Source organism: Actinoplanes aureus, from assembly GCF_015704865.1.
GTDB lineage: Bacteria > Actinomycetota > Actinomycetes > Mycobacteriales > Micromonosporaceae > Actinoplanes > Actinoplanes aureus.
This window is the reverse complement of the sequence record NZ_JADQTO010000020.1, coordinates 172,699-185,058: the sequence shown is the minus strand read 5'-3', so window position 1 is coordinate 185,058 and position 12,360 is coordinate 172,699. Positions and strand designations below refer to the sequence as shown.

14 protein-coding genes are annotated in these 12,360 nt (G+C 69.5%); 7 read left to right on the top strand and 7 right to left on the bottom strand.

Going from position 1 to position 12,360, the window contains the following annotated elements:
- Positions 1 to 62: 62 nt before the first annotated feature.
- Positions 63 to 251: an aldo/keto reductase gene (locus I4J89_RS52040; protein WP_373688183.1), complete on the bottom strand. Its 189-nt coding sequence runs from the start codon at positions 249 to 251 to the stop codon at positions 63 to 65.
- An 84-nt stretch (positions 252 to 335) separates the two neighbouring features.
- Between I4J89_RS52040 and I4J89_RS34020 the strand changes: the two genes are divergently transcribed.
- Positions 336 to 1,547, top strand: a complete 1,212-nt coding sequence (locus tag I4J89_RS34020; protein ID WP_196418252.1) for an alpha/beta hydrolase family protein — start codon at positions 336 to 338, stop codon at positions 1,545 to 1,547.
- A gap of 119 nt (positions 1,548 to 1,666) precedes the next feature.
- Entirely contained in the window at positions 1,667 to 3,004 is a 1,338-nt protein-coding gene (locus I4J89_RS34015; RefSeq protein ID WP_196418251.1) for a GGDEF domain-containing protein, read from the top strand.
- A gap of 10 nt (positions 3,005 to 3,014) precedes the next feature.
- Here I4J89_RS34015 and I4J89_RS34010 read toward each other — a convergent pair whose 3' ends face one another.
- From I4J89_RS34010 to I4J89_RS51685, 6 genes are all read right to left on the bottom strand, one after another.
- Entirely contained in the window at positions 3,015 to 4,202 is a 1,188-nt protein-coding gene (locus I4J89_RS34010) for an EAL domain-containing protein (protein WP_255521867.1), read from the bottom strand.
- Positions 4,203 to 4,437: 235 nt separating this feature from the next.
- Positions 4,438 to 4,908: a hypothetical protein gene (locus tag I4J89_RS34005; protein WP_196418249.1), complete on the bottom strand. Its 471-nt coding sequence runs from the start codon at positions 4,906 to 4,908 to the stop codon at positions 4,438 to 4,440.
- A 9-nt stretch (positions 4,909 to 4,917) separates the two neighbouring features.
- Positions 4,918 to 5,469 (bottom strand): TetR/AcrR family transcriptional regulator, encoded by a 552-nt coding sequence (locus I4J89_RS34000; protein ID WP_196418248.1) that lies wholly within the window; start codon positions 5,467 to 5,469, stop codon positions 4,918 to 4,920.
- Positions 5,470 to 5,510: 41 nt separating this feature from the next.
- Positions 5,511 to 6,695 (bottom strand): cytochrome P450, encoded by a 1,185-nt coding sequence (locus tag I4J89_RS33995; RefSeq protein ID WP_230860042.1) that lies wholly within the window; start codon positions 6,693 to 6,695, stop codon positions 5,511 to 5,513.
- Between the two features lie 10 nt (positions 6,696 to 6,705).
- Positions 6,706 to 7,650 (bottom strand): PDR/VanB family oxidoreductase, encoded by a 945-nt coding sequence (locus I4J89_RS33990; RefSeq protein ID WP_309238579.1) that lies wholly within the window; start codon positions 7,648 to 7,650, stop codon positions 6,706 to 6,708.
- Positions 7,651 to 7,735: 85 nt separating this feature from the next.
- Positions 7,736 to 8,494, bottom strand: coding sequence for an IclR family transcriptional regulator (locus I4J89_RS51685; RefSeq protein WP_196418245.1), 759 nt, complete (start codon positions 8,492 to 8,494; stop codon positions 7,736 to 7,738).
- A 60-nt stretch (positions 8,495 to 8,554) separates the two neighbouring features.
- Between I4J89_RS51685 and I4J89_RS33980 the strand changes: the two genes are divergently transcribed.
- The 5 genes from I4J89_RS33980 to I4J89_RS33960 all read left to right on the top strand — a co-directional run bounded on the left by I4J89_RS33980 (position 8,555) and on the right by I4J89_RS33960 (position 12,256).
- Complete coding sequence (locus tag I4J89_RS33980; RefSeq protein ID WP_196418244.1) at positions 8,555 to 9,028, top strand: HIT family protein; 474 nt, start codon at positions 8,555 to 8,557, stop codon at positions 9,026 to 9,028.
- 124 nt (positions 9,029 to 9,152) lie between these two features.
- Positions 9,153 to 9,977 carry a TIGR03619 family F420-dependent LLM class oxidoreductase gene (locus tag I4J89_RS33975; RefSeq protein WP_196418243.1) on the top strand — a complete coding sequence of 275 codons (825 nt, stop codon included), beginning with the start codon at positions 9,153 to 9,155 and terminating at the stop codon, positions 9,975 to 9,977.
- A 96-nt stretch (positions 9,978 to 10,073) separates the two neighbouring features.
- Entirely contained in the window at positions 10,074 to 11,252 is a 1,179-nt protein-coding gene (locus I4J89_RS33970; protein WP_196418242.1) for a DUF6891 domain-containing protein, read from the top strand.
- 74 nt (positions 11,253 to 11,326) lie between these two features.
- On the top strand, positions 11,327 to 11,539 hold the full coding sequence (locus tag I4J89_RS33965; protein ID WP_196418241.1) for a hypothetical protein: 213 nt from the start codon (positions 11,327 to 11,329) through the stop codon (positions 11,537 to 11,539).
- A 159-nt stretch (positions 11,540 to 11,698) separates the two neighbouring features.
- A complete protein-coding gene (locus tag I4J89_RS33960; RefSeq protein WP_196418240.1) occupies positions 11,699 to 12,256 on the top strand; it encodes a hypothetical protein in 558 nt (185 codons plus the stop codon).
- The last annotated feature ends 104 nt before the right edge of the window (positions 12,257 to 12,360 follow it).

Genomic DNA, 12,360 nt, shown 5'->3' with positions numbered 1-12,360 from the left:
GCGCTGGACGTTGGCCCGAGTGGTGGCACTGATCGCCAGCATGTTCCACCGGCGGGTCTCGATCACCACGGCCTGGCAGGCGATGCGCCGGCTGGCCGCTCGTTGCCGTAGGCGGCTGCGGTGTCGATGTGCCGGTAGCCGGCGGACAGCGCGGCCTCGACGGGCGCGCGGGTCTCGTCCGGCGGGGTCTGGAAGACACCGAAAGAAAGGTGCCAGCGCTGCCCTGACCCGGAAAGGGGTTCAGGGTACAGCCCGGGGTTGTACCGGATCCCGGGTCACGTCCGCGGTCGTACAGTCGGGCCGAGCCACCTGCACCGATTCGCTGGGGAGGAAAGATGTCCCGCCCCGACATGCTGGGCAGTGCGCTGTCCCGGCGCTCGTTCCTGGCCACCGCGGCCACCGCCGCGCTCGCCGCCCCCTTGCTCGGCCCGACCCGCGCCGGTGCCGCCACCGCGCCGGCCCGGCCGATCCGGCTGCTGCTGCCCGAGCCCACCGGCCGGTTCCCGGTCGGCGTGGTACCCCTGCACCTGCGTGACCTGTCCCGCCCCGACCCCCTGATACCCGGAATCCCGTTCCGCGACTTCATGGTGAGTGTCTGGTACCCGGCGCACCCGGAATCCGGGCGGCCGCGCGCCGATTGGCTCCTGCCGGCGGCCTGGCGCACGTTCCTGGAGCGCAATGCGTTGCCGCTCGACGTGCTCGCGGTACCCCGTACGCACGGTCGGCTCGGTGCCCGAGTCCGGCACGCGGCCGCACCGTACCCGGTGGTGATTTTCTCGCCCGGTTTCGGCCTGGACCGGGATAGCGCCACCGTGCTCGTGGAGGATCTGGTCAGCCACGGGTACCTGGTGGTCACCGTGGACCACCCGCACGACTCCGGGGAGGTTCAGTTCCCGGACGGCCACGTGGTGACCGCCGGGCTTCCGGACGACGACGTACGAGCGGTCGGACTGCGGATGGCCGACGTCCTCTTCACGCTGGACCGTCTGCCCACGGTGAACGCCGGCCGGAACCCGTCGGTCGAGGGCGGGCCGCTGCCGGCGGGCCTGGCCGGCGCGCTGAATCTGCGCCGGGTGGCGGTGATCGGGCACTCGCTCGGCGGCGCCACCTCGGCACACCTGCTGAACGACCCGCGTGTACGGGCCGGCGCGAACCTCGATGGCGGCATCTTCGGCCCGCCGCTGTGGGACGGCTCGGACAAGCCGTTCCTGTTCTTCCTGGGCCAGGGGCACGACACCACCCTCGACCCGACCCTGCACGACCTGTGGGTGCGGCTGCACGGGTTCCGGGCCGCGGTGAACCTGCGCGACTCCGGGCACCTGTCGTTCACCGACTTCCAGGGGTTGATCCCCCAGCTCGCCGGGCCGGCGGGTTTCACACCGGAGCAGGTGGCCGGCTTCATCGGCACCATCGCCCCGGCAGCCTCGGTGCGCACGGTTCGGGCGTACCTCCGCTCGTTCCTGAATCTGACCCTGCGGCATCGCGACGACGGCCTGCTGCACCGGCCTTCGCCGCGCTTCCCGGATGCGCAGCTGGTCACCCTGTGACCCAAGCAGTACGCGCCCCGTTTGGGTTGCTCCCAGAAGGCAACCACGAATTCGAGTGGCGACCCGCAGCTCGGCCGATCAAGAAGGTTATGAATCGGGCATCGGCAAGGCTGCGTGCGATGGCACCCCCGCGGCAACTCGGCGCTCGAATCCGCTGGCTGTTCCTCATCTTCATCCTGTTCAACGTGGTCACCGCGGTCCCGCGGACGTTGCACGGTGACATCGCCGCGCCGGCCTGGAAGTTCGCGGCGGTGGCCGCAGCGGCGGGACTGGCCTGGTGGTGGTTGCGTGGGTACCGCCGCAACAGCTTCCCGGCCTGGGCCGCACCGGTCGAAGGGCTCGCGCTCGCGGTAATCGGCTACGGCTCGCACAACTGGCTCGTCACGCTGGGGCTGCTGTTCGTCACGGTGTCGTTCCGCGGCCTGTACGGCTCGTGGAAGAACGCGCTGGCGCTGACGGTGTCGATGTTCGCCGGCTCGCTCGGGGCGATCCTGCTCACCGAGCCGCACCAGATGGCGAACTTCCTGCAACAGACCGCCGGCGTGCCGCCCCTGGCGTTGTTCACCGCGGCGGTGGCGGAGAGCACCCGCCGCCAGGAACAGGCGGCTGCCCGGGAGCGGGTCTTCGCCCGGCTCGGCTCGACGTTGGTCACCACCTCCGACGAGGAGACGATTCGCCGGCACGCGGTAGAGGCGGCAAGAGAGCTGCTTGGCGACCTGCCGGGCAACTGGGCGGCGATCTCGGCCGACCGCCCCGACGGAGTCTCCGAAGTGCGCGTGACGCTTGCCCTGGACAGCGGCAAACGCTGCTACGGCAGCCTGCTGGTCGGCGCCGATGTGCCCATCCCCGCCCATGTCCGCCCGTCGCTGGAGACGCTCGCCGCGCAGACCGTGCTCGGCCTGCGCAACGCCGAACATGCCGAGGACCTGCGGCACCAGGCGTTCCACGACAACCTGACCGGCCTGGCGAACCGTCCCCTGCTGCGGGATCACTTGACCCAGGCACTGGCCCGAGCGCGCCGGGGCAGCCCGGTGGCGGTGCTGCTGATCGACCTGGACGGATTCAAGGCGGTCAACGACACGTACGGGCATGGGGCCGGGGACCAGTTGCTGGTGGCGGTGGCGCAGCGGCTGCGCGACGGCATTCGCGGGGCCGACACGGGCGCCCGGCTCGGTGGTGACGAGTTCGCGGTGCTGCTGGACGGCATGGACTCGCCGGACGACGCGGCGCTGGTCGCCGAGCGGTTGCTCGTCTCGATCCAGCAACCGCTGGTCGTCGCCGGAGTCCAGCTGGTCCCGGCCGCCAGCATCGGCGTCGCGGTGTGGCGCGGCCACCCCGACATCGACTCGCTGCTGCACGACGCGGACACCGCGATGTACGCGGCGAAGACCGCCGGCAAGGGCCGGGTCGGCCACCTCGGTGAGCAAGGGGACGTACGGATCCTCATTCCGAGCTGAGCGTCGACGGTCAGCGGTGCCGGTTCAGCAGGGCCCGTGCCACGGCCGCAGCCGGCGGCAGGTGGTTGAGGATCACCATCTTCGCTTCCTGCTCGTGCGGCGTCTGGACGCACACGGCGTAGCCGTGTCCGGGCCCGATCACCGCGACGGCGAGTTCGTCGGGCACCGGCCGATCGAGTACGACAATCGATCGGGCGCGGCCGGCCAGTTCGTGCAGCGACACCGCGATACCCGGGAAACCGGACGCGGGGCAGGAAACCACGACGACGGCCGCCTCGGCCGAGGCGGCGATGTCACGCATCCGGGCCAGTGTCGCCGCGACCGCGTGGGCATCGCCGGGAGTGGCCGGCCCGTGCGCGGCCGCCACCTGGAACGGGCTTGCGGTGGGCTGGTGAAATCCTGGCCTCGGTCTCGGCAGCGCATCAGCTCCCGCAGCGTCGAAACGGTGTCCGACTCCGTCGATGGGCCCGGGACGACCGAACAGCCAGCCCTGCCCCCAGTGCGCGCCGAGCGCGCGGGCGTGCCGCAGATCGTCCTCGGTCTCGATGCCCTCGGCGATCACCACAGCACCGGTACGCTGCGCCTCCGCGCCCACCACAGCACACACCGCGCGGGTGTGCCCGGCGTGCGGGGCACGGACCAGGCTCATGTCGAGCTTGATCACCTCGGGTTCGAGGATGGGCAGGAACGCCAGCGACATCGGGTCCACCCCGACGTCGTCCAGAGCGAGCCCATTGCCCCACTCATGGGCCTGCCCGGCGATGCGCAGCATGCTGCCCGGCACGGTCGGCAGCGCCCGCTCGGTGAACTCCAGGATCTCCCGGAACGGCAGCCCCGCGGTGATCAGCTCGATCAGACGAGGCGAGAGCGGCTGGTCCATGACGGCCGGTTCGACGTTGACGAACAGCAACGGCGGCGGAACCGGCGCGGCCGCCGCGCACTCCAGAGCCCGCTCAGCGCAGAGCATGTCGAGCCCGGCCAGCCGGCCCGCGACGCGGGCCGCAGCGAACAGCCGGTCCGGGAATTCCAGAACGGTGCCGGCTGGGCCGCGCGCGAGCGCTTCCAACCCCATTACGGTACGGGTGGACAGGTCGACAATTGGCTGAAACAACGGTTGCACCAGCCGGTCGGCCAGCACCGCGCTGATCGTTGCGTGAACGGCTGACGGCGGTGCTGGAGATGCGTGGGAAGTGTGCATACGCCGGGTCCCTACCTCGCAGCTGTCAGCAGCCTTATCGGCAACGTGACCGTCGATTCAAGGGAATACGGCACGAAATCGAGGACCTACCGGCCGTTGACCGGTCGGCCCGGCGGATGTCACCGGCCGGCACGTTGGACAGCTTTCGTGGGTGGTGATCTTGCTCGGCCCACACTCAATGCTGTCTCAACGGCCTCAAGACAACACTCAGGTTGGGCCGAGAAGATCCCCTTCTCTAGAGGCTCCCGGCGTATCCGAGGGTGACGATCGCCGCCGCGAGCATGAGCGCGTGCAGGATCATGTGCTCCAGGTTTGGTCGGGGGCGGTTACCGATCCGGGGCAGCACGATGATGGTCTTGGCGTACGTGCGGGCGTGCAGCTGGGCCCAGGTCTCGCCGGTTCCAGCGGTCGCCCAGGGCACTGTCACTCCGGCCAGGTAAGGCAGCCACCAGAGGGCCAGTCCGCTGAGGACGATGAGGAGCTCGAGGCCGGCGGCGGCGTATGCGGGAAGGGATGTGTGCAGCGCGGCCGCGATCACCACCAGGACAGCGGGCACCGTCATGATGGGCGCGTTGACCGCGACCTCGATGGTCTTCTCGCGGCGGGTGGCGGCGGTGACATTGTTCAGCGGGGCGAGGTTGACGAGGGTGTTCACGGCGAAGTAGACGACGGTGAGAAGCACAAGCGTGATGGCGGCAGCGAACATCGTGGCTTCCTACGGGGTATCGATGCCGTCGAGGAAGGTTCCGACGGCTAGGTCGAACCACGCGTCGTAGTACGCGCGGGGAGCGACAGGCTCATGGGGCACATCACCGAACTCGGCCAGCGCCAGGCCGGCGACCAGGACGTAGAGGGACTGGGCCAGCAGCAGTGCCCGGTCCATCGTGGTGTTCAGCCCGCCCGCCAGGGACGGCCCGAGGCGGTCGGCGATCTGCTGCGCGACCTGCGGTGAGACGTTCTTGGTGGCGACCACGGCGGTGACGCCGGGGTGTGCGCGCAGGATGGCGCGTAGGCGTGCGGCCATGGCGGTGAGCATCGGGCGCCATGAGGTGTCCGGGTCGATGTCGGCGTTCACCTCGCCGGCGACCCGGTCGGCGATTGCCTGGAGCACGGAGTCCTTGTTGCGTACGTGGTAGTAGAGCGAGGCCGCCTTGACATCGAGCCGGGCCGCGATGGCGCGCATCGACAGACTCGCGACGCCTTCGTGGTCGAGGATGTCCATCGCCGTGTCCACAATCAACGCCGGGCTCAGGGATTGCTGGGGCACGCCGCTCTCCTGCCTAACAGTGTTAGACCAGCCTAACGTCGTTAGGCAAGCAGAGCAATCGGGATGCTGCGCCAGGCGCGCAGGGTGTTGTTGTGGTGCCGGCGGACCGGACCGGCGAGTTCGACGTGGGTGACCCGGCGGGCCAGGGCGGTGAGCAGGGATTCCGCCTCCAGCCGGGCGATGTGCTGGCCGACGCACTGGTGGATGCCCATGCCGAAGCCGACGTGCCCGGACGGGTCCCGGCTCAGGTCGAAGCGGTCCGGGTCGGTCCAGCGGCGCGGGTCGCGGTTGGCGGCGCCGAGGAACATCAGGATCTTCGCGCCGTCCGGGATGACGGTCTCCCCCACCGTCACGTCGGTGGTCGCAGTGCGGAAGAACGTCTGCACCGGTGACTCCCAGCGCACCGCCTCGTCGAAGGCCACCCGTGCGAGGGACGGCTGATCGCGCAGCCGTTGCCACTGGGCGGGGTTCCTGGCGAAGGCGTAGAGCACCGCGGACAGGCCGTGCACGGTGGTGTCGACGCCGGCCGACAGCAGCGACCGCACGATCAGCGGCGCCTGCTCCGGCGTGAGCTCGCCACGGTCGGCGGCGGCCCAGATGGCGGCGCCGAAACCGTCCGGGTCGAGCACGTCACGTGCGCACTGGGCGTTGACCCAGGCAGACAGCTCGGCGGCCCGGGGCGCGCCCTTGGCGACCAGGTCGTTGGGCGGGCCGAACGCGTTGAACAGGTGGTCGCCGTAGGGCAGCAGGTTTTCCCGGCCGGACGCAGGGATGCCGACGGCGTCCGGGAAGACGCGCAGCGGGAACGCCTCCGCGAGGGCCGGGACCGCGTCGACCTCGGCACCGTCAGAGATCACCTGGTCGACCAGTTCGGCGGCGTCGGCGGCCCACCGGTCACGCAGCCGGTGCAGCGCCCGCGGACCGATGATCTTCGACAGAACGCGGCGCGGGGCGTCGTGCCGCGGCGGGTCGGCTTCGAGCAGCAGGCTCGGCGGCCGCCATGGCTTCTCGTACCGGAAGTTGCTCAGTCCGACGCCGGCGGCGGACTGAAAGTTCTGCCAGTCGGTGAGCGCGGCATGCACGTGCTCGTATCGGGCCAACGCGTAGGTGTCGTACCGGGTGAGGTGGACGACCGGGCCGGCTTCGCGCAGCTTCTCGTGCAGCGGTCCCGGGTCTTCGAGATTGTCGTGGTCGAACGGGTCGGCGTCACTGACCGGCAGAGTCATGGCCATTCCTTCAGAGGTCGAGGACGAGGCGGTCGGTGCGCGACCGGGACACGCAGACGAACATGCAGGTGCCGGCGGCGCGTTCGGCGTCGTCGAGAACGCTGTCGCGGTGGTCCGGCTCGCCGGCGAGAACGGTCACCTCACAGGTACCGCACACGCCCTGCCGGCAGGAGGAGAGCACGTCGGCGCCGGCCGCGGTGATCACGTCGAGCACGGAGGAATGTGCCGGAACGGTCAGCACCGTTCCCGTGCGGGCCAGCTCGACCTGGAACGGAGTACTGCGCAGCGGTCTGCCGTGTGCGGCGGCCACGAACCGTTCGATGCGCAGGGTGTGCGGCGGCAGGTCGGCGCAGGCCTGCTCGACCGCGGCCAGCAGCGGGGCGGGACCACAGCTGTAGACGCGGGTGCCGGGACGGTGTCCGTCGACGAAGGCGGGCAGGTCGAGCAGCCCGTACCGATCCTGCGGCCGGATTTGCACGCGGTCGCCGTACCCCGCAAGGTTTTCCAGGAAAGCGATGCTTGCCTCGCGTCGCCCGCCGTAAAGCAACGCCCAGTCCGCGCCCAGCAGGTCAGCCTGCGCGACCATCGGCAGCAGCGGCGTGATGCCGATGCCACCGGCAATGAACAGATAGCGGTCGGCGGGCACCAGCGGAAAGTTGTTGCGCGGCCCACCGAGGCCTACTGCCTCACCAAGATCAAGAACATCATGGATGTACGCCGAACCGCCGCGTCCCGCCGGCTCCCGCAACACCGCGATCCGGTACGTGTACGGGTTCCACCGGTCGCCGCAGAGGGAATATTGGCGCACCAGTCCGCCGGGAAGGATCAGGTCGATATGCGCGCCGGGCGTCCAATCCGGCAGCCGCGCTCCGGCCGGGTCGGCCAGGGTCAGCGCCACCACACCGTCGGCGACCGGCTCCTTGCCGGTCACCCGCAGGGTTCGTGTTTCCGCCACGTGAACCTCCTGTGACACGAGGCCGACAGGATGCGACCCCGGTCACAGCGGAAACAGCGGGCTTCTCACTGAACGAGAGACAGATTCAACGAAGGCGGCGGGCGATCCCGCGGGCGGCGGCCTGCAATGCCGGCACCAGCAGCGGCGCCCGGCCGTCGTTGGGCACGATCACCGACAACCCGGCCACCACCGGGCTCGCCGCGTCCGGCCCGCCGCGCACCGGCACAGCGACCCCGGTGGCATCGGCGTGGATCTGCCCGTCGGCGACGACGTACCCCTGTCGGCGGATGCCGTCCAGCACGCCGCGAAGCCGCGCCGGCGTCGTGATCGTCGTCCGGGTGTAGCCCGGCAGCGGCCCAGCGAGCACCTGTTCCTGCAGGTCAGATGGCGCCCACGCGAGCAGCACCTGACCTGCGGACGAGGCGTGCAGCGGCAGCCGCCCGGCGATCCGGGTCACGTTGATCACCGCATCGCGGGCCGAGAGCCGCTCGACGAACAGCACCTCGCCGGCGTCGAGCACACCCAGCTGGACGTGGTGCCCGATGACCGCGTGCAGGTCCTCCAGAAACGGCATGGCCGCCTCGCGCAGTCCCAGGGTCGGCGAGGCGCGCTGGGCCAGTTCCCACAGCCGTACCCCGATGCGCACCTTGCCGTTCGCGGTTCGAGCCAGCAGGCCCTGCTCCACGAGTGCGGCGATCAGACGGGACGCGGTGGCGACGTGCAGCCGGGCCCGGCGGCCGATCTCCGAGACCGACAGCTCCGGCTCGTCCGGGGTGAAGGCCTGCAGAATCCGGGCGGCCCGGGCGAGCACCGGCTCACCCCGGGGCCGATCGTCAGTGCGCACAGCGCCATGGTGGCACCGGCTCGGTGCGGTCCGGTCGCTGGAGTGGAATCATCGGGTGTCATGTTCAACCACGCGCCGGCCGACTATGTATGCCCTTTCTGCCGACTGGTGTCGGGTGGCGAAGACGAATGGCGAACGCAGCGTGATGTCGTGAGGCGCGACGAGTTGGCCACCGCGTTCATCTCGCCCCGATGGTGGCCGAAGAATCACGGTCACGTGATGGTCGTGCCGAACGCTCATTACGAGAATTTGTATGACCTGCCGTCCCACTATGGGCATGCGATCCACGACCTGGCCCGCGAGGTGGCGATCGCCATCCGGACGACTTACGGCTGCGACGGTACCTCTCTACGCCAGCACAACGAGCCCGCCGGAAATCAGGACCGATGGCATTACCACATGCATGTCTTCCCGCGGTACGCCGGCGACGGCCTCTACTTCACCCACCCGCAGCAGGATTTCACTCCGGCAGAGCAGCGCTTGCCATACGCGTACAAGCTGCGCCAATACTTCGAGTCGGGGGCACCAAACTGACCGGAGGCAGCGATCCTGGCTGCCGCGGGTTGCCTCGTGACTGTGGGATGTGGACTATGGCTTCGTCGCCAGACGCGTGCCGGCGAGTGGAGTCCCCGACGATGACGCAGAGGTGGCTGATCAGATGAGGTTCGGGCTGTACGGGCTGCACCGCGACCGCAACGTCGATCCCGGTGTGCTGGCCCGGCGAGCCAGGCTGGCCGAGGAGGCGGGCTTCGAGTCGCTGTGGGTCGGCGACCACATCGCGCTTCCCGCCGGGGAGGGCAACCCGCCGCGTCTGGAGGCCATGGTCGCGTTGACCTATCTCGCGGCCGTGACCAGCCGGGTCCGCCTCGGTGTCGGCCTGATCGTGCTCCCGCAGCGCCAGCCGGTGCTGCTGGCCAAACAACTCACCTCGCTGGACGTACTGTCCGGTGGCCGGCTGACCGTCGCCATCGGGGCCGGATACGTCGAGCCGGAGCTCCACGCGATGGGCGTGTCGCTCGCCGAGCGAGGTGCCCGGACTGAGGAATACCTGGCCGTGATGCGTGCGCTGTGGGACGCCGCGCCTTCGTTCGACGGCCGGTTCGTGTCGTTCTCCGGCGTCGTTCAGTACCCTTCGCCGGTTCAGCGCCCGCACCCGCCGATCGTGGTCGGCGGCCACTCCGCCGCCGCGTACCGCCGGGCTGTGCGGCACGGCAGCGGCTGGTACGGCTGGGGCCTGGACGTCGATCAGACCGCGCAGGCGCTGCGCGCCTTGGCCGAGACCGCCCGCGGCGAGCAGCGGCCGGAAGGCCTCGGCGAGCTGGAGATCACCATCACCCCACCCGGCCCGCCTGACCTGGACACCGCCCGCCGGTACGCCGAGATCGGTGTCGACCGGCTCATCATCGAGCTGGAAGGCATCGATGACGACGCGGTCGACAGCGTGATCGCCTCCGTCGGGGAGACCTTGGCCGACCAGGTCTGAAGCCGCGGCGCGGGTGGGCTGTTCCGGCTCGCCGCTGGCCGGCAGCAGGAGAACGCGAGCCTTCGGGGGCGGCAGGGACGTTGATATCTTGCCGCGATGCAACCCGATGATCTTCGGCAGTCCGCGACCGAGTACGCGCGCGGTGCGGTGGCCCGCGGCATCATGACGTGCGGGATGATCGTGTCCGGCACGGCGGAGTACCTGCACGGTGAAGGTGAGCCCGCCGAGTTGTATGCGCTGGCCTGGGAGATCGTGCCGCGCGAGCTCGCCGCGCACCTCGATGCCCAGGCGGGGTGGCCCGCGCGGACCGACAGCGACCGGCTCACGGACGCGTTCCGCGCGCTCGACCTGGCGGGGATCGTGGCCCGGGAGGACTTCGCGTGCTGCCAGTCATGCGGGAACAGCGAGATCGGCGGCGAGGTCGGCAACGTGCAGCCGGCTCGCGGATACGTCTTCTATCACGGGCAGGACGCCGAACGGGCCGCTCAGGGCGGGACTCTGTGGCTGGCGTACGGCTCCTTCGACAAGCGGATCGGCGCCGCGCAGGTCGGCGAGGAGGTCGTGGCCGCGCTGCGCGTCGAAGGTCTGGAGGTGGACTGGACCGGCGACGCAGCCCAACGCATCCAGGTCCGGCTGAGCTGGGCGAAACGCCGGTACGGCCGGATGGCAGCCGTCCCGGTGAGCGCTGACCTCAGCCGTACCGTGAAAGTGCAATTCGTTCCTGACCGGCACCTGGTCTTCCCGCCGATGTCAGTGGGCGCCCTCGCCGCGCTCGAGCTTCCCTGGCTGCCCGACGACACGAGCGTGCGAGTCGACGACGGCCAACGGACGGTGACGATCCGGCGGGAGAGGCACCGCCTGATCAGCGACGACGGCCGGGAGGCGAGCCGCTTCGAGGGCTTGCGGCTTCTCGGTACGGAAGACGACGGTGGGGTGCCCGGCGAGACCGGGCTGATCGAGGTCACCTACCAGTGCATGCCGACCGGCCCGCAGCAGGTCGCCGGACGGCCGATGATTTTGCCCGAGATCCTCGCCCTCATGCGCCGGCTCCCCACCCGGACGAACTCGTGGCTGGCCGCCGAGCACGATGCCGGCATCGTGCAGATGCGCTGGGAGAATGGCAGGCTCTGGCTGGAGTCGCCGTTCGTCGCCGAGTCCGCCTCGGTCGGCAAGTACGCCAGCCTCGACGAGGCCGAGCGAATGCTCAAGATCCTGGCCACCGAGAACCGCAACGCGATCCGCGACCTGGACGGCGTGATCACAAAGCCCTGGTGACGACCGGACTTGCCTCCGGCATACGGGCCTGCCTCCGATGATCTCCGCTGACTACAGTCCGTACTCTGTCCGCCATGAGCAACGATGAACAGCCAGGTGAGGCAGCGCGAACCTTCGGTGCTTTCGCTGTGATCATCGGCCTCTTGATCGCCGCCTTCGGTTTCCTCAGCGACAGCATCCCGATGAGGGGTTACTACTTCGCCGGCCTCCTGGTCTTCGTCGGCAGTGCGGTACGAGTCGAGGCGGCTATCCGGTATCGCCATCAGCTTCCTCCGGACGGTGACTGAACCGATCGGTGTGGGCGAACCGTTTTACCTGGTAGATGGTCGTCGACTTGTTCCGGCAGGGCAGGACGAGAAGTACCGGGGGGGTTAGCTTTGCCACGACGTCTTACCGAAGTCGGGAGGTGGCGACGCCGATGGGCGGCCTCCGGAACGTTCGCCTTGGTGCTGACCACCGCCTCCGGATGTGTCCGGCTCGTCGTTGAGACAGACTCCTCTCAGTTGCCGGATATGACTCCGACCTGCGTTGTGATCGAGTTGAGTGCAACTGAGCCGATCATCCACGAGCCTCGTGTGACGGCTACTCACGAAGTCGTCGTAACAGGTGGGCGGGCCGGATACTCGGTCCCGATCGACGACTCACCTGAAAAGCCTCGGATCACGTGGACAAAACACAAGGTGGCCGCCGTCGATGACGTGGTGCGGTGGGTTCCGGCCGAGATCAAACGTAGCTTTTCAACGGGCGAGAGTCCCGGCGGTGAGCAGGTGACCGAAGCCGTGTCTCAACTTGGAGCGGAGGACGGTGCCTTTGTTGGATACGCGGCGATCCGGCCAGTCCAGGTGGACTTCACCGGAACCTGCGCCGACGGCGACTCGATCGCCGGGTCGCTGATCTCCTGGACCGAGCCGGACGTCGGCGTCGTCAAATGCGCAGGCGCTTTCGATGCCGAGGCTACCGCCGGGGGACGGCTCGCTCGAAAGAAACGCTGCGGGAAGTTCTAGCCGTAGGCAGCGCTGCGTCGTCCGCCGGCGAGATCAGAGCAGCGCGTACTCGACCATCGAGGCCGCCGTGGCGGCGGCTTGCCAGGCCAGCAGCGTGGTCGCAG

Excerpts from the sequence above, each read along its gene's own strand:
- I4J89_RS34020 (WP_196418252.1), top strand. The coding sequence starts at position 336 with ATGTCCCGCCCCGACATGCTGGGCAGTGCGCTGTCCCGGCGCTCGTTC.
- I4J89_RS34015 (WP_196418251.1), top strand. The coding sequence starts at position 1,667 with ATGGCACCCCCGCGGCAACTCGGCGCTCGAATCCGCTGGCTGTTCCTC.
- I4J89_RS34010 (WP_255521867.1), bottom strand. The coding sequence starts at position 4,202 with ATGCACACTTCCCACGCATCTCCAGCACCGCCGTCAGCCGTTCACGCA.
- I4J89_RS34005 (WP_196418249.1), bottom strand. The coding sequence starts at position 4,908 with ATGTTCGCTGCCGCCATCACGCTTGTGCTTCTCACCGTCGTCTACTTC.
- I4J89_RS33995 (WP_230860042.1), bottom strand. The coding sequence starts at position 6,695 with ATGACTCTGCCGGTCAGTGACGCCGACCCGTTCGACCACGACAATCTC.
- I4J89_RS33980 (WP_196418244.1), top strand. The coding sequence starts at position 8,555 with ATGTTCAACCACGCGCCGGCCGACTATGTATGCCCTTTCTGCCGACTG.
- I4J89_RS33975 (WP_196418243.1), top strand. The coding sequence starts at position 9,153 with ATGAGGTTCGGGCTGTACGGGCTGCACCGCGACCGCAACGTCGATCCC.
- I4J89_RS33970 (WP_196418242.1), top strand. The coding sequence starts at position 10,074 with ATGCAACCCGATGATCTTCGGCAGTCCGCGACCGAGTACGCGCGCGGT.
- I4J89_RS33965 (WP_196418241.1), top strand. The coding sequence starts at position 11,327 with ATGAGCAACGATGAACAGCCAGGTGAGGCAGCGCGAACCTTCGGTGCT.